The sequence below is a fragment of the Clostridium sp. UBA4395 genome (genome assembly GCF_002390995.1).
In the GTDB taxonomy this organism is placed as follows: Bacteria; Bacillota; Clostridia; order Clostridiales; family Clostridiaceae; genus Clostridium_J; species Clostridium_J sulfidigenes.
This window is the reverse complement of record NZ_DGRF01000083.1, coordinates 23,630-39,474: the sequence shown is the minus strand read 5'-3', so window position 1 is coordinate 39,474 and position 15,845 is coordinate 23,630. Positions and strand designations below refer to the sequence as shown.

General features: G+C 30.0%; 16 protein-coding genes, 1 tRNA gene and 2 riboswitches. Of the genes, 6 read left to right on the top strand and 11 right to left on the bottom strand.

All coding sequences use genetic code 11. The features are described 5' to 3' along the window. The 3 genes from B2694_RS16055 to B2694_RS16045 are packed head-to-tail and all read right to left on the bottom strand — an operon-like array spanning window position 1 to window position 2,844. On the bottom strand, window positions 1–627 hold the full coding sequence (locus B2694_RS16055) for a precorrin-8X methylmutase (protein ID WP_346886597.1): 627 nt from the start codon (window positions 625–627) through the stop codon (window positions 1–3). Window positions 628–685: 58 nt separating this feature from the next. Further along, window positions 686–2,002 carry a cobyrinate a,c-diamide synthase gene (locus B2694_RS16050; protein ID WP_346886596.1) on the bottom strand — a complete coding sequence of 439 codons (1,317 nt, stop codon included), beginning with the start codon at window positions 2,000–2,002 and terminating at the stop codon, window positions 686–688. An 11-nt stretch (window positions 2,003–2,013) separates the two neighbouring features. Beyond that, window positions 2,014–2,844 carry a sirohydrochlorin cobaltochelatase gene (locus B2694_RS16045; RefSeq protein WP_346886595.1) on the bottom strand — a complete coding sequence of 277 codons (831 nt, stop codon included), beginning with the start codon at window positions 2,842–2,844 and terminating at the stop codon, window positions 2,014–2,016. A gap of 144 nt (window positions 2,845–2,988) precedes the next feature. Continuing rightward, window positions 2,989–3,169: riboswitch (cobalamin riboswitch) on the bottom strand. A 204-nt stretch (window positions 3,170–3,373) separates the two neighbouring features. Here B2694_RS16045 and B2694_RS16040 point away from each other — a divergent pair. Both B2694_RS16040 and B2694_RS16035 read left to right on the top strand, forming a co-directional pair. Next, entirely contained in the window at window positions 3,374–3,640 is a 267-nt protein-coding gene (locus B2694_RS16040) for a GIY-YIG nuclease family protein (protein ID WP_346886594.1), read from the top strand. Window positions 3,641–3,894: 254 nt separating this feature from the next. Next, window positions 3,895–4,272 (top strand): hypothetical protein, encoded by a 378-nt coding sequence (locus tag B2694_RS16035; RefSeq protein WP_346886593.1) that lies wholly within the window; start codon window positions 3,895–3,897, stop codon window positions 4,270–4,272. 97 nt (window positions 4,273–4,369) lie between these two features. Here B2694_RS16035 and B2694_RS16030 read toward each other — a convergent pair whose 3' ends face one another. The 6 genes from B2694_RS16030 to B2694_RS16005 all read right to left on the bottom strand — a co-directional run bounded on the left by B2694_RS16030 (window position 4,370) and on the right by B2694_RS16005 (window position 9,031). Beyond that, on the bottom strand, window positions 4,370–5,521 hold the full coding sequence (locus B2694_RS16030) for an MGDG synthase family glycosyltransferase (RefSeq protein WP_346886592.1): 1,152 nt from the start codon (window positions 5,519–5,521) through the stop codon (window positions 4,370–4,372). Window positions 5,522–5,742: 221 nt separating this feature from the next. Then, entirely contained in the window at window positions 5,743–6,273 is a 531-nt protein-coding gene (locus tag B2694_RS16025) for a hypothetical protein (RefSeq protein ID WP_150844086.1), read from the bottom strand. Window positions 6,274–6,328: 55 nt separating this feature from the next. Further along, window positions 6,329–7,000 (bottom strand): hydrolase, encoded by a 672-nt coding sequence (locus B2694_RS16020; RefSeq protein ID WP_346886591.1) that lies wholly within the window; start codon window positions 6,998–7,000, stop codon window positions 6,329–6,331. Between the two features lie 290 nt (window positions 7,001–7,290). Further along, window positions 7,291–7,366: transfer RNA gene (locus B2694_RS16015), tRNA-Trp, on the bottom strand. Between the two features lie 83 nt (window positions 7,367–7,449). Further along, window positions 7,450–8,010, bottom strand: coding sequence for a DUF3867 domain-containing protein (locus B2694_RS16010; protein WP_035129734.1), 561 nt, complete (start codon window positions 8,008–8,010; stop codon window positions 7,450–7,452). 400 nt (window positions 8,011–8,410) lie between these two features. Continuing rightward, complete coding sequence (locus tag B2694_RS16005) at window positions 8,411–9,031, bottom strand: CBS domain-containing protein (protein ID WP_346886590.1); 621 nt, start codon at window positions 9,029–9,031, stop codon at window positions 8,411–8,413. A 270-nt stretch (window positions 9,032–9,301) separates the two neighbouring features. Between B2694_RS16005 and B2694_RS16000 the strand changes: the two genes are divergently transcribed. From B2694_RS16000 to rimI, 4 genes are all read left to right on the top strand, one after another. After that, window positions 9,302–10,555 carry an HD-GYP domain-containing protein gene (locus tag B2694_RS16000; RefSeq protein WP_346886589.1) on the top strand — a complete coding sequence of 418 codons (1,254 nt, stop codon included), beginning with the start codon at window positions 9,302–9,304 and terminating at the stop codon, window positions 10,553–10,555. Between the two features lie 94 nt (window positions 10,556–10,649). Further along, on the top strand, window positions 10,650–11,108 hold the full coding sequence (tsaE, locus tag B2694_RS15995; RefSeq protein WP_346886588.1) for a tRNA (adenosine(37)-N6)-threonylcarbamoyltransferase complex ATPase subunit type 1 TsaE: 459 nt from the start codon (window positions 10,650–10,652) through the stop codon (window positions 11,106–11,108). After that, window positions 11,105–11,812: a tRNA (adenosine(37)-N6)-threonylcarbamoyltransferase complex dimerization subunit type 1 TsaB gene (tsaB, locus tag B2694_RS15990; protein WP_346886587.1), complete on the top strand. Its 708-nt coding sequence runs from the start codon at window positions 11,105–11,107 to the stop codon at window positions 11,810–11,812. The genes tsaE and tsaB overlap by 4 nt, the downstream gene beginning before the upstream one ends. Beyond that, window positions 11,805–12,251 (top strand): ribosomal protein S18-alanine N-acetyltransferase, encoded by a 447-nt coding sequence (gene rimI / locus B2694_RS15985; RefSeq protein ID WP_346847021.1) that lies wholly within the window; start codon window positions 11,805–11,807, stop codon window positions 12,249–12,251. The genes tsaB and rimI overlap by 8 nt, the downstream gene beginning before the upstream one ends. 136 nt (window positions 12,252–12,387) lie before the next feature. On the opposite strand, the gene B2694_RS15980 is transcribed toward rimI, so the two are convergent. Then, window positions 12,388–13,017, bottom strand: coding sequence for an ECF transporter S component (locus tag B2694_RS15980; protein ID WP_346886586.1), 630 nt, complete (start codon window positions 13,015–13,017; stop codon window positions 12,388–12,390). A 314-nt stretch (window positions 13,018–13,331) separates the two neighbouring features. Continuing rightward, window positions 13,332–13,445, bottom strand: a riboswitch (FMN riboswitch). A 147-nt stretch (window positions 13,446–13,592) separates the two neighbouring features. Continuing rightward, on the bottom strand, window positions 13,593–15,767 hold the full coding sequence (locus tag B2694_RS15975) for a Tex family protein (protein WP_346886585.1): 2,175 nt from the start codon (window positions 15,765–15,767) through the stop codon (window positions 13,593–13,595). Window positions 15,768–15,845: the final 78 nt, after the last annotated feature.

Below are 15,845 nucleotides of genomic sequence, written 5' to 3'. Positions count from 1 at the left end.
TTATCTTTCTACTAACATATACATAAGCGCATTGACTATAGCTGCTGCTACTGCACTTCCGCCCTTTCTTCCTCTAACTGTCATCATATCTATATCTTTCAATTTTTCTATTTCTTCTTTTGATTCAGCTGCTCCTACGAATCCTATTGGAGCTCCTATAATAAATTTACAATTAGACTTTCCTGATTCAATAAACTCTTTAAGTTTGAATAAAGCCGTTGGAGCATTTCCAAATACAAAGAACTCTACTCCATCTCCTACTGCCTTTTCTACTGCAGCCATAGAACGAGTTATGCCTCTTTCCTTTGCAATCTCTGCAACTCCTGGTTCTGATACATAACATACAACCCTGCAATTTAACTTTTCTAAGGCTCTTTTATTTATTCCTGAAAGTGCCATATTAGTATCTGTATATATAGTTGTTCCCTTTTTTAGAATTTCTAGGGCTGTATCTATAGCATCATCTGTCATATAAACTAAATCCTTATATTCAAAATCTGCTGTAGTATGAATAACTCTCTTAATTATAGAAAGCTCTCTATCATCGAAATTATGAGATCCCATTTCTTCTCCTATAATTTCAAAACTTCTCTTTTCTATGTCCATTGGTATTTTTATATAATCCATTTCTCCTCCTACTTAAGGAAATAACTTCCCCTTATAAATCTCTATTTTAAAATTACATCTACTTAATTAAGCTATTAAAAAAATCAATATTAGAAAAGAAATGTATATGTCCATAAGCTGCTAAAACATTATTTTTTACATACCCACACTTCCACTTCTTTGTGGTTCCATCGTAGGCTTTCTTTTCTAATTCATATATTTCTTCTTCTTTTAAATCTACCAGTGATTTATGGAATTCATGACAATTAATCATCATATCCTTTGGCACTATAGAATTTTCTTCTTTTATCTTTATAGTTGCGTATCCAAAATTATTAAGTTTTCCAGTCATATAAGATGTTCCATTAAAGAAACCTACTGTTTCAACTCCATCTATACTCTCTGTAAGATACATAAGTCCACCACATTCTGCATAGCATTTTACTCCACTGTTTAAGGCTTTTCTAATACTATTTAACATAGATTTATTAGAAGATAACTCTTCCTTGAATACTTCTGGGTATCCTCCACCTATATATATAAAATCTACATCCTTTGGCACTTCTCTATCTTTTAGGGGGCTAAAATACTGAACTGTTCCAACCTCTTCCAAAAGCTCTATATTCTCTTTATAATAAAAACTAAAGGCTTTATCATAGGCTACTGCAATCTTTATATCTTTGTTTTCAGCGTGGAAATCTTCACTGTTAGTAGATTGAATATCTGAAGCTTTAAATTCTTCTATAAGGCTATCTACATCTACATACTCTTCCATAAGGCTACTGCATAACTCTATCTTCTTTGATAAATCTTCAACCTCGCTACTCTGCACAAGGCCTAAATGCCTACTTTTTAAAGCTAACCTCTCATCCTTAGGTATGTATCCGAAAACTCTAATCCCGCTGCAATTTACTTCAATAGCTTTTTTCAAAAGTTTATAGTAACTTTCACTAATATTATTAAGTATTATCCCTACTATGTTCACATTTTCATAATTTCGAAGTCCTTCTATTTCAGCACATAAAGTTGCTGATTGAGCTTTAGGAGATAATACTAATACCACAGGCAAATCTAAAGTTCTAGATACATGAGCTGTAGAAAAACTAGTATCTATACCTTTTCCATCATAAAGTCCCATAACACCTTCAATGATTCCTAGATCACCCTCACCTCTTAGATAACTCTCCTTAACCCCTGGTTCTCCCATTAGAAATAAATCTAAGTTTCTTGTAGCTACTCCTGTTATTTCTCTATGAAAGGCTGGATCTATATAGTCAGGTCCAACTTTATATCCTTGAACCTTATATCCTCTATCTATAAGAGTTTTCATAAGTGCTAATGTAACAGTGGTTTTTCCACCACCACTACTATTTGAAGAAACTATTATACTTTTCATAATTTACTCCTTTACGGTGTTTTCTTCGTATCTCCTAAATGAAGATATTTATTATCTATTACATCTTGTACATGATTCACATATATATGTCTAAACTTCTCAATCTCACCTAAACCATGAAGATATATGTCTACTTTAATTCCAGCTTCTTCTAAAATAGTCTTCCATGAATCTTCTTCATCAGAAGCCATATCATTAGTTGCATGATCTCCAGCTACTAGCATAAGTGGTGCTAACTTAACATGATCAATACCTTCTCTTTTAAGAATTTCTACTATCATATCTATGGTAGGATATCCTTCTACTGTTCCAACGTATACATTATTATAATTTAAGTAAGTAAATACGCTTTGAAGTGCTACAAAGGCTGAGTTAGCTGGATGATTACTTCCATGCCCCATAAATACCATAGTCTTATCCTTTGGTATAATTTCTTTTATAGCATCTATAAACACCTCATAATCATTAGGTGTTTCTTCCCCTCCTTGAAAGTGAAGGGCTGGTCTACCTACTTTTATTGATTTAAATTTATTACTACCTCTAAACTTATCAACTACTAATCTAACATATTGGAACTCTTCCCCTGGTATTATATGGAGTGGCTGAACTATAACTTCTTCATAGCCTTCTTTGTATAGTTGCTCTAAAGCTTCCTCCGGAGTAGGTACAATTATTCCATCTCTATTTTTTATTTTTTTAATTATCATATGGGCTGTAAAAGCTCTCATAACATGATACTCTTTAAATCTTTCTCTTATTTCATCCTCAATTTTTTCTATAGTTAATTTTAATGTATCCTTATAAGTAGTTCCAAAGCTTACTACTAATATAGCCTTTTTCATTTTAGTTCCTCCAAATTTAATAAATTAGTGCAAAATAAAACCTCTACCCAAAAGGTAGAGGTTAAAATTCAATTTAACTCATAACAGAAATATAATTTGTAATAAATATACAAACTAAACTATTAACTCCCTTCCCTCCGAAGTGTCATATCTATGCTTTAGGCAGGTCTCCTGACTCACGTATCATCCTCCATCTCACCTTCCCAGAAATACACTCCAGTGGTTTTTCTATGAGATTTCGTCTTCGTACACAGTAGCGGGGGCTGTAGCGGACTTTAACCACTTTCCCTATTAAACATAATGTACCTAAAACTATACTTTATTCAATTTAAATCAACATATTATTTACTATTTATCTTTAATCCAATTTAATTATACCCTATGATTTAATTTAATTCAATATGAATATACTAGTATTTATAAAATAGTATAATATATTCATGCTAAAATAATGATATACTATTTAAATAGTATTATACAACAGTAATAATTATTCTAATTTTTAATATATTTTATATGAGGTAAAGATATGTTTTTTGTTTATATATTAAGATGTAATGACAATACTTTATATACAGGATGGACAACTGATTTAAACAAAAGGCTTAAATGCCATAATAGTGGTAAGGGAGCTAAGTACACCAGATGCAGATTACCTGTAGAAATTGTTCACTATGAAAATTTACCTGACAAATCTTCAGCTTTAAAAAGAGAATGTGAAATAAAAAAACTTTCTAGAGCAGAAAAACTTATTCTTATAGAAAACACCATAAATAGCACGGAGGGAAATCAATGAAAAATACAAAGTCTTCTTTTTCTTTATTTTTCAAATGGATATTTAGATCAATTTTATTAATACTATTTGTTTATTACTCATTTGTAAAAACTGATAATAATTCAAATTACATCAGCAACATTCTATTAATTCTTATCACGTCCTTTATACCAGATATAATTTTATATATATTTAAAGTTAAATTATCTAGTTTATCTGACTTCTTATTACAATTCTTTATATTTTTAGCTCTACTCTTAGGTAGGATGTACAATATGTACTCAATACTACCTTGGTGGGACATATTTCTTCATTTTGCTTCAGGGGCTCTTTTAGGGTTTTTATCTTTAATAATTTTAAAACCTCTTATAGGTGAAAATAATATCAAAACCCTTCCACCATTATTCATAGGTATATATATATTACTCTTTACTGTTTCTGGAGCTGCACTGTGGGAGTTCTGGGAATTTGCAGGAGATCAACTATTTGGGTTTGATTCTCAACTTAATAGTCTTACGGATACTATGACAGATATGATAAGTGGTTCTTTAAGTGGTGTTATATTATCTATAATGGGATTTTTACACATTAAAAATGGTTCATTTAAGTTTTTAGATAAATTTATTAATGCCATTAAAAAATCTCATAAATAAACCTAAAGACTTGTATTACAAAGTCAAATTCCAAACATTTACATTGCAGGATTAAAAGACCAAGGTCTTAAAAACCTTGGTCTTAATTATTTAAGTTTTATGCAATTTCTGAATTACATTCAGCTTCATTTTCTTTCATTAATCTTCTTATAAGTTCTAGTAACTCATTTGTTGAATTTGATTTATCGAAAGTCATACAGTTTTCTTTAATCTCTCTTAATTTGTTTTTGTCCTTAATTAAAGCCTCTATAGCTTCAGTACAATTATCACCTCTGCCTATAGATATGGACATGCCATGATCTAATAGAAACTTTGCATTTGCTTCTTCTTGTCCAGGTATTGCATCAAAGGTAATTAAAGGAAGATTTGCTGCTAACGCTTCTGATACTGTAAGACCTCCTGGTTTAGTAATTAAGACGTCTGCTAAGTTCATATATCTATGAACCTCATTTGTAAACTTAATAAGCTTTGTTTGTTTTTTACTAAACTTAATCTGTTCCTTAATTTTATTATATAGTCTTTTATTATTACCCGTTAGAATTACAATTTGAAAATCCATAGGAATATTATTTATATTCTTATAGATTTTTTCTATGTTATATACTCCGAAGCTTCCAGCCATCACTAACACGGTCATTTTATTTTCGCTTAATCCCAGCTCATCTAATAGTATTTTTTTATCATCTTCATCTTGATGAAAAAAACCATCATATACAGGGATTCCATAAGGATGAACTTTTTCTGGAGGAACTCCTCTATCTACCATACCTTCTACCATATCTTCACATGCTACACAATATTCATCTACATTAGGTTTTATCCATGTTTTATGTGGTGCATAATCAGTCATTATACATATTGATGGCACCTTTATACTTTTATTCCCTTTTAATATAGAAATCATTTCTGTAGGAAAGGGATGAGTAGTTATGATTACATCTGGAGCAAATTCTTCTATTAGTGGGATCAATTTTTTCGAAAATAAATAAATTAACTTTGTCACTAAACATGTTAAGACCCCAGACTTGTCCGTTAAACTATATAAATTCTTATACAAGGCATTTAAATACTTTGCCAGTACTATATATCCCTTAGTTACTACTTTATTTATAAATGGATTAACATACTCTAAGGTATCCACTACTTTTACTTTAGCACCTAACTCATTTTCTAAAATATATGATTCTAAAGCCTTTGATGCTTTTAAATGTCCTCCACCAGTAGATGCAGATAAAATAAGAATATTCATATTTACAATCCTCTCTCTATTTACTTCACATGGTCTTATGTAGTAAATTTAACTATTCTATTTTACCACACCTATTATGCTTTAGTCCAATTAATTAAATCTAACATAATCCATTTAAAATCATAAACATTTCATATACTTTTATTATCAAATACAAATTTGATAATCCATTCATAGTAACACTGTCTTAGAATAAAATATATTCACTATAAATATTTATATTACTTATACTTTTCTATAGATAGTTCTAACACTACGGATAAAATGTTCTTTTCTATTGTATTTAAAACTTCTATCAATGTATCTACACAAGTTTCTACTTTTTCAGAAGTAGTACCGTAGTTTTCTCTATCTTTTAATTCTACTACTATTGTTTGGCATAACTTAAGTACATTTTGTGCATATTCATTTATCTTTTTGTCATTAATATAACCATTTACAAATTTATAATTATTTATAATCTCTTCAAATTCTATTATAAATTCGTCTCTATAATAGCTTTCTACGTTTATCCAATTAGGTATTGTGTTATTTTTAATTTTATCTCCAAAGACTTTAATTTTTTTATTTAGTTCAAATAACTCCTTATAACTTTTTATTTTATCGTTATTAATATCTATAGCACGTTCTTTCTTAGATTTTTTTCTCTCTTCCATAATTAGTTTTCTCATAATTAATAGAGATATACCTCCACCAAATGCTGCAGATATTAATGGAACTATTATTCCTAACATCCAAGTTGCCTTGTCCATAAATAAATCACCTCAAATATAATATTCGTTGCAAATATTACATTTCTGAATGAAATCAGTCTTCATATCTTTTTCTATGTTTAATCATTATTTCATTTAATATATCACTAGTACTTTGTGGTGTATATGTTATAGCATTAGCCCCAGCAATTATAGTTTCACGTATGCTCTCATCTGTAGGACCTCCTGTTGCTATAATAGGTACATCTGGGTACTTACTTCTTATATGTCTAATAATATTCGCAGTTTCTTTAGCTCCTGATACATTAAGTATAGTTGCTCCTGCTGCTATTCTTCCATCTATATCATCTTTTTCTGAAACAACAGTAACTAATATTGGTAAATCTATAGTTTCTCTCATCCCTGCAATAACATCATTGCCTATAGATGAATTAACTACAACCCCCATAGCTCCCTTAAATTCAGCATCCAATGCTAGATTTATTACCCTTTTACCTGTAGTAATAGATCCACCTACCCCACAAAATACTGGGATATCTGATGCTAGTAATAGTGCTTCAGTTATTCTGGGTTGAGGCGTAAATGGATATACTGCAATAACAGCATCTGCATTAGTATTTCTTATAACTGCTACATCAGTTGAAAACACTAAAGATTTAATTCTTTTCCCAAATATAACAATTCCAGTAGCGTCCCTAATAACCTTAGGTAACTCAATCATATGACTTCTTAGTAAACCTTTAAATTCTGGCACACGTTTTTCCATAAAATTTCTCCCTTCACCATATAAAGCTATGTCCTTTCTAAAAACATAGCTTAAATCACGCCTCACATAGATAACTTTAACTTACATATATAAACTTAAAATGTGATTAATAACTTATTTTATTTTCTTAACTTACAGATTATATCACAGGTTTATTACTTCCTCAATAAATTTATTTAATTATTTTCATGGAATTATACGGTACATTTTTACTCTCTTTATCTATGTAAAAATAAGATAAAAGAAAACAATAAAAAAACCTAGTGATTACTAAAATCACTAGGTTTCTATGGCAGGGGCACGAGGACTTGAACCCGGAACCAACGGTTTTGGAGACCGCTACTCTACCAATTGAGCTATACCCCTTCGTTACTCGTTTATTATATTATATAATAAACATAAATGCAAGAGGTTTTATATAAATTATTCAACATATTCTTAAGTCAATATTAGTATAAATAAGTGGAAGTATTCTCACATATTGAAATATTTAGCATCTTATTATTCATTACCTTTTTATAGGAACATAAAAATTCATTTAACTCATTATCAGTTAAATCTATTTTCCCAAAACTTTTTAATATAACATTCTCATCTTGAAGCATTAACTCTAAATCATTCTTATCATTTTTAATGCTATATGAAGTTACACTTTTTACTTTAAGCTTTCCTTTATACTTTTCTTGAAACCCAACCATTTTTCTTGCATCTTCATACTCAATACCTAATCCACTTAGAGGATTTTCTATACCCATAGACTTCATTTGGCTTTCTACATCTTCAGTAGAAATTCCATACCTCTCCATAACCTTATTCTGGATATTCATAAATTTCTCTTGAGATATATTATTTTCCTTCATATACTTAAATATTTCTCTGCTCATTTCCGCCATAGATAGCTTCCCTTGAGCCATTGAGTAATACATAGAATATATGTAATCCTCAAATTTGTCTACATCTTTATCTGTAGCCTTATTTTTCAGTTCATTAAAATCTATTACATCACTAATTTTAACCAGCTCCTTGAATACAATATTTCTTCTATCACATTATTTATTTTATCCCATTAATTTGTATTTTAGTATCTTATTATTTATTAAATCTAATTTATAATCACTTTTATTCCCCATAATCATAGAATATTGAAAATAAAAGTGTCACGAATCTACTTAAGTATAACTGAGGTTAAAAGATGATAAACAGAGCTCCTTACTCCCACTTTAAAGAAGGTGGGAGTATTAGAGCTGGTAGTCATCGGATAAATTTAAGAAACATGTTTGTAAATCAGTATATTATAAAAGTATTCAAATTACTACTATATTAATTATGTATTTAAAATATATTAATCTTTTCTTAATATATAGTTATGTACTGTTGAGTATGTAGTTCACCTACATACTCAACGATATGCTACTGTATCTTGAATCCAGCTTCTTTCACCTTGTCAAGAATTTCATCCATATTGTCTGTGCTTAATCTTATTACTATCTCTTTAACTTCTGTTATGCTCTTAGGATCAACAACTACAAAGCTTATAATTTGCCCTTTGTTTTCAGTAATTATTTTTGATAGTTTAGATATTTGTCCAGGTATGTCATAAGCAATTACAGCTAATCGTTTACCTTTATTTAATCCAAACAATTCTGTAAATTGATGAAAAATACCGTGATGTGTTACTATTCCTTGCATTTCTCCATTTTTATTTATTACTGGTACAAAGGAAACACTTTTAGTTTCTAGGAAATGTGCAGCCTCTTCAATTTCATTAAAAGGAGTTATTGATGGTACATCAGTTCTCATTACATTTTCAACTAGAAAATCTGATAGTAAACACTGTCTCTCTATAGATTTTTCATAGTAGTATGTGTATATTTGCTCTTTTGAAATTACTCCACAGAATTTATCTCCTTCTACTACTGGTATGGATAAAAACTTATTTTCTTCCATTACCTTAAGAGCTTCTCCTATGGTTACCTTTGGTGTTACAGTTATTAACTTTTCTCTAGATAACATCAAATTATTTACAAACATAATTTATCCTCCTCTACTTATTTGTTATTCTATATTATACCTTATTTTAGTATACTATGTTAGTATTTTAATATATTTCATTATTAATATATTAAATATATTTTGATTATTGCATCAATTATTACTATTTTACGTATCCAAAATATAATACGTAAAATATATAGATTTGTTTACTTAAATATAAATTTACTTTTACAATATTTAGTACCATTCCACTGCCAAATATGCTAAAATTTTTATATAGATAAATGGTATGCTTTGGAGGACAAAATGAATATTAGTATAAAGAATATAGTTTCTGCTCTATCATTATCCTTGGATCTTACAGACAATGATTGGGGTAAATTTGAGGATGTTATAAACCCAACACATGCTAAAGATATTTCAAATAAGCAATTTTCTAATCATTCTAGATGCACCTCATATATAGCCTTAGAAATTGCTCAAACTATGAAACTAGATGAAAATTCTTACTACAATTTATATATTGCTTGTATGATTCATGATATTGGAACTCAAAATATATTTGATGAGTCTCACACCTCAAAATGGTATATAAAAAAGCATTGCATTGCTGGCTCTGAAATGATTCAACGTATTCCATCCTTAATACAAGTATATGATATAATACGTTATCATCATGAAAATTATGATGGTAGTGGATGCTTAAAATTAAAAAGTTCACTAATTCCTATAGAAGCTCAAATTCTCAGAATAGCTGATTTAATTGAAATCCAGGTAGATTATTCTAAACCTTACCACATCCAAAAGGATATTCTTATTGATTGGGTAAAACTACACAATGAAACTTTATTTTCACCACAGGTTGTAAAAGCTTTTCTCATGGTAGCTGACAAAGAAGAGTTTTGGTTAAACCTTATAAATCTACCTAATATGAATTTCATACTTGATAATATAATACCGGAGAAAGATATTTTTATCTCTCTATCGGAATTTGAAGCAATTGCTGATGTATTTGCAAGCATTATTGATAATAAGAGTTCTTTTACTGCAGAACATTCTAAAGAAATTGCTACTTTAGCTTATAATGTTTCTAAGCATTTAGGCTACACTGAAGAAAAGTGTCTTAAAATGAAAATTGCAGGATTACTTCACGATATTGGAAAATTAGCTATTCCCATCAGTATATTGGACAAGGATGGTCCTTTAACCGAAGAAGAATATTCTATTATCAAATCTCATACCTACTATACTAAATTAATTCTAGATAAAATAGACCACATATCTGATATTAGTTTATGGGCTTCTAGTCATCATGAAAAATTAAATGGTAAAGGCTATCCACGAAGACTCAAGGCTGAGGATCTTAGTGAAGAATGCCGCATTATTGGAGTATGTGATATATATCAATCTTTAACTGCTGATAGACCCTATAGAAAAGGTATGTATATGTACGAAGCATTTAATATATTAGATGATATGGTAAATAGGAACTTAATTTGTAGTAATGCAGTAAGCCATTTTAAAAATACTTTAGTATCTCGGGTAGAAAAGAAACCTTAATTTAATTATTATACAGTTATTTAATGAAAAGTAATTTTACTATTTGCTTTTCATTTTTTTTCTTTTAGGCTAAAATATTAATGAGGTGAATCATATGGAATTTATAGTTAGTAATGTTGATGAATTAGATTCCCTAGGTATACAGCTAGGAAAAATGTGTAAAGAAAATGATATTTTATGCCTTATAGGTGATCTTGGTACTGGTAAGACTCATCTTACCAAAGGAATTGCAAAAGGTCTTGGCATAGATGAATGTATAACTAGTCCTACCTTTACAATTGTTAATGAATATGAAGGTAGATTAAAATTGTATCATTTTGATGTGTATAGAGTAAATGATCCCGATGAGATTGCTGCCATCGGCTTTGATGAATATATATTTGGAAATGGAGTTAGCGTCATTGAATGGGCTAACTATATAGAAGATTTAATACCAGAAGAAAGTTTAACTATAAACATAGCTAAACTTCCAAACTTAGGTGAAACCTATAGAAAGATTACTCTTTCCTATACTAATGATAGATATAATTATATAAAGGAGTTGAAGCTATGAAGATTTTATCCTTAGATTCTGCAACCGAATGTGCAACTGCGGCTATTATTGATAGCGATAAGATATTAGGGGAAACTATTATAAATTATAAAAAGCAGCACTCTGTAATTATGATGCCTATGATAGATAACCTTTTAAAAAATTGTGGTTTATCCATATCAGATATAGAAGGCTTTGTAATTTCTAGCGGCCCTGGTTCTTTTACTGGTCTTAGAATCGGTATGTCCACTATAAAAGGTCTTGTGCAAGCAACTAATAAACCCTTTGTGTCTATAAATTCTTTAGATGGACTTGCAAATAATCTCTTTAATATCCAAGGTATTATTTGTCCTATAATTGATGCGTTGAGGGGTAATGTATATACTAATTTCTATAAATTTGAAGATAATAATTTAGTAGTCTTAGGTGAGCCTGAATTATTATCAATGGAAGATGTAATAAATATCTGCTCAGGATTTAATGAGCCTATTACTTTTATAGGTGATGGTACATCAAAATTTAAGGATGCCATATTAACTTCTCTACCTAATGCTTCCATAGCACCTAGTCATATCAATGTGACAAAGGCATCTTCTATAGGCTACTTAGGCTATCTTAGATTAATAAACAATGAAGGTGATAATGTACTTAGCAGTTCACCTATATATCTTAGACTTTGCCAAGCCGAGCGTGAATATGAAGAAAAGGTAAAAAATCATGACTGATGTAACTGTTGAAAGAATGAGTTCTCTTAATATATTAGGAGTTAAAGAAATTTCTGACCTAAGCTTCTCAAGCCCTTGGTCTCTCCTATCTATGGAAAAAGAACTAATTAATAAAAACGCTGTCTATATAGTTGTAAAGTTAGGTAATAAAGTTGTAGCCTTCGGTGGAATGTGGGTTGTCTTTGATGAAGGTCATATAACCAATATAGCAGTTCATCCCGACTATAGAAGAAATAATTTTGGAGATGTGGTAGTAGAAAACCTCATTACAATTGCTAAGGATATAAATATTGTTTCTATGACTCTAGAGGTTAGAGCCTCTAATATAGCTGCAATAAATCTTTATAAAAAACACCATTTTTCTGTAGAAGGTATAAGGAAAAACTATTATCAACATCCAAAAGAAGATGGATACATTATGTGGAACCACAACATATAGGTGGTATATATTAAAATTTTAAAGACGATAAAAGAATTTTTCTTTTATCGTCTTTTTGTAAATTATCTTTATATATTTTAATTTTAACTTCAACTTATTTTTTAAATTGTTAAAGATATGATTTAGTACATTTTTATTAGGCACCCTTTTTCATAGCTTGTTCAGCTAAAACATTCTCTCTATTTAGTAGTGGTGATATTCTCTTATAAGATACAAAGGTTATAAGAGATACTATGGCCCCTTTTATAATGTTAAAAGGAGTTATTCCTAGAACAATTATTCCTGTTAAGCTAGAAATATTAGAGTTTCCTGCTGCTGATGCTCCTATAACATTAGCCATACCACCCATTATTGTAGCATATAATGGAATTAGTATAAAGTAATTAAATACTGCTCCTACTATAGTCATTATTATAGTTCCTAAAATTAATCCTATAATTGCACTCTTTTTAGTTTTATTTTTATGATAAACATATGATGCTACAAACACAAAAGACCCACCAATTAAAAAGTTAGCAAATTCTCCAACTCCACCGGTGTAAGTGCCATGAAAAACTAGATTTAATATTACTTTTCCACCTTCTATAATTACTCCTGCCACTGGTCCCAAGGCAAATCCACCTATAAGTGCTGGTAAATCACTAAGATCAAGTTTTAAAAATGGTGGAAATCCCGGTATTGGAAATTCAAATAACATTAATATAAATGCTATTGCTACTAATAAAGAGATTTTTACTAATTTGTTTACATTTTTAGATGTGTTCATTATTAATACCCCCTAAATTTATTGCATACTTCATAGGGTGAATTTATCCGATGACTATCCACTCCTAATACTCCCATCTTCTTCGAAGTGGGTGTTAAGAGTGTCTACGTCCCTGGATAACGATTTCTAAAACTTCAAAGAAGCTAAGAACTCTGTTTATAGTACCCTAATGCCCTCAGATTTGTTATTTCTCTAATGACTATCTCATTAATACTGTTCATTATAACTTAATTGTTAAAAATAATACTTATAACAAATCTAAAAAAGCCCTGATTAAAAATCAGGGCTAAAACAAGCATCACTAAAATACTATATACCTACTTCTTTCATCCAGACTATACTGTCGGCTTCGGAGTTTCACCGAATCAGCCTTTCGGCTCGCGGGCTTTACCGCCGGTGGGGAATTACGCCCCGCCCTGAAGTGCATTATTAACTTTTATTACACTTTCATCTTACCATGAAAATCATTACACTTCAATATATTTTTTAAAATTCATAGATAAAATAGATATTTTTTTAACGATATTTTTAAACTTATATCTTACTTTTTAAGTGTTATTCCACATAAACAGAGTTTATTTTAACTCTACATCTTTTTTCATTGATAAAGATATCCTATTTCTCTTCTCATCAATATCTATTACTGTAACCTCTACTACATCTCCTAGCTTAACCACATCTAGTGGATGCTTAACAAATCTATCACTTAATTGACTTTTATGAACAAGACCATCTTGGTGTACTCCAATATCTACAAAGGCACCAAAATCCGATACATTTCTAACGGTTCCTAATAATTTCATTCCTTTTTTAAGCTGAGATAATTCCATAACCCCAGTTTTAAATATTGGTTTTGGCATTTCTTCTCTAGGATCTCTTCCTGGTTTTTTAAGTTCTTTTATGATATCTAAAAGAGTTGGTTCTCCTATACCTACTTCTTTAGCTAAATTAAATACTCCTACCTCTTTAACCTTTTCATCTATACCCTCTATATTTTTACTACTTAAATCTTTACCATCATATCCTAGGATAGTCATAAGTTTTTTACAAGCCTCATAGCTTTCCGGATGGACAGATGTACCGTCTAAAGGTTCCTTGCTACTATCAACTCTCAAAAATCCTGCACATTGCTCATAGGCCTTAGCTCCTAACCTCTTTACCTTTAAAAGCTCTTTTCTTGATTTAAACTTGCCTGTTTCATCTCTATAGGCAACTATATTCTGAGCTATACCAGAATTTATTCCAGAAATATAAGATAAAAGTGCTGGTGTTGCTGTATTTAAATCTACTCCTACATTGTTAACACAATCTTCAACTATATTTTTTAGAGATTCATCTAATCTTTTTACAGTAACATCATGCTGATATTGACCTACTCCTATAGATTTAGGATCTATCTTTACTAACTCAGCAAGAGGATCTTGAAGCCTTCTTCCTATGGATATAGCTCCTCTTACTGTAACATCTAAATCTGGATATTCTTTTGTTGCAAGCTCTGATGCAGAATAAACTGAGGCTCCAGCTTCAGATACTATTACATAATATATATCTTTACCTGTTTCTTTCTTTATCTGTGCTATAACTTCCCCTAATATCTCTTCTGACTCTCTACATGCAGTACCATTTCCAAGAGAAACGACATCTACATTGTGTTTTATCATCATCTTCTTTAATATTTCTTTAGCCTCTTTAACCTTAGCTTCACTTGCAGCTGTAGCATGAACTGTGACATACTCTAAAAACTTACCTGTGTCATCAAGAATTGCTACTTTACATCCAGTTCTAAAACCTGGATCAAAGCCCATTACAGTTTTCCCCTTTATAGGTGGAGACATAAGAAGCGCCTTAAGGTTTTCTTTAAATATTTTTATAGCCCCATCTTCTCCTTTTTCTGTAAGCATATTACGTACTTCTCTTTCAATAGATGGATATATTAATCTCTTTATAGAGTCATCAATACTGGTATTAATACACTCATTGCATTTCATATTATCAGTGACCATAAATTTGCTTATATAGCTTTTTATTTTTTCTACATCACAGGTAATCTTGACTGAAAGAACTTTTTCATTTTCTCCTCTATTTATAGCAAGAATTCTATGAGAAGGTATGAATTTTACCTTTTCACTATACTCATAATACATTTCATATTGAGTTCTCTCTTCACTACTTCCTTTAGTTTCTATAACTCCATTGTTTACCACATAATCTCTTATCCACTTTCTAAACTTAGCATTATCACTAATCTTTTCACTGATAATATCCATAGCTCCTTGTAATGCTTCATCTATAGAAGTTACGCCTTTATCTTCATCTATAAACTCTGCAGCATACTCCTCAGGAGATTTTTCTCCCCCTTCAGATAAGATATACTCACTTAATGGCACTAATCCCTTCTCTGTAGCTATTATAGCTCTTGTTCTCTTTTTAGGCTTAAATGGTCTGTAAATATCTTCTACTTCTGTTAAAGTTTCAGCTTTATCTAAAGAAATTTTAATTTCATCTGTTAGTTTTTCTTGCTCATCAATTAATCTAATAACATCTTCCTTTCTATTTTGAAGATTTCTTAGATATGTAAGTCTTTCTGAAAATTTTCTTAAGATTACATCATCAAGACCACCGGTTTTTTCTTTTCTATATCTGGCTATAAAAGGCACTGTATTACCCTCATCTAATAATTCTATTACATCCTCTACTTGAGACTTGCTCATAGGAAACTCTTTAATTAACTTCTGGTTTATAATTGACATCTTTTCTCCTCCTGATTGTTTTAAGCATAGTATTCTTTAATTTTATCACATTATTAGCAAATTTATCATAATCAAAAT

Bases quoted from the DNA above. Each gene is read 5' to 3' on its own strand.
- B2694_RS16040 (WP_346886594.1), top strand. From the start codon at position 3,374: ATGTTTTTTGTTTATATATTAAGATGTAATGACAATACTTTATATACA.
- B2694_RS16045 (WP_346886595.1), bottom strand. From the start codon at position 2,844: ATGAAAAAGGCTATATTAGTAGTAAGCTTTGGAACTACTTATAAGGAT.
- B2694_RS15980 (WP_346886586.1), bottom strand. From the start codon at position 13,017: ATGAACACATCTAAAAATGTAAACAAATTAGTAAAAATCTCTTTATTA.
- B2694_RS16050 (WP_346886596.1), bottom strand. From the start codon at position 2,002: ATGAAAAGTATAATAGTTTCTTCAAATAGTAGTGGTGGTGGAAAAACC.
- B2694_RS16030 (WP_346886592.1), bottom strand. From the start codon at position 5,521: ATGAATATTCTTATTTTATCTGCATCTACTGGTGGAGGACATTTAAAA.
- B2694_RS16055 (WP_346886597.1), bottom strand. From the start codon at position 627: ATGGATTATATAAAAATACCAATGGACATAGAAAAGAGAAGTTTTGAA.
- B2694_RS16005 (WP_346886590.1), bottom strand. From the start codon at position 9,031: ATGTTTGTAAATAATTTGATGTTATCTAGAGAAAAGTTAATAACTGTA.
- B2694_RS15975 (WP_346886585.1), bottom strand. From the start codon at position 15,767: ATGTCAATTATAAACCAGAAGTTAATTAAAGAGTTTCCTATGAGCAAG.
- B2694_RS16025 (WP_150844086.1), bottom strand. From the start codon at position 6,273: ATGGACAAGGCAACTTGGATGTTAGGAATAATAGTTCCATTAATATCT.
- B2694_RS16000 (WP_346886589.1), top strand. From the start codon at position 9,302: ATGAATATTAGTATAAAGAATATAGTTTCTGCTCTATCATTATCCTTG.
- B2694_RS16035 (WP_346886593.1), top strand. From the start codon at position 3,895: ATGTACTCAATACTACCTTGGTGGGACATATTTCTTCATTTTGCTTCA.
- rimI (WP_346847021.1), top strand. From the start codon at position 11,805: ATGACTGATGTAACTGTTGAAAGAATGAGTTCTCTTAATATATTAGGA.
- tsaE (WP_346886588.1), top strand. From the start codon at position 10,650: ATGGAATTTATAGTTAGTAATGTTGATGAATTAGATTCCCTAGGTATA.
- B2694_RS16020 (WP_346886591.1), bottom strand. From the start codon at position 7,000: ATGGAAAAACGTGTGCCAGAATTTAAAGGTTTACTAAGAAGTCATATG.
- tsaB (WP_346886587.1), top strand. From the start codon at position 11,105: ATGAAGATTTTATCCTTAGATTCTGCAACCGAATGTGCAACTGCGGCT.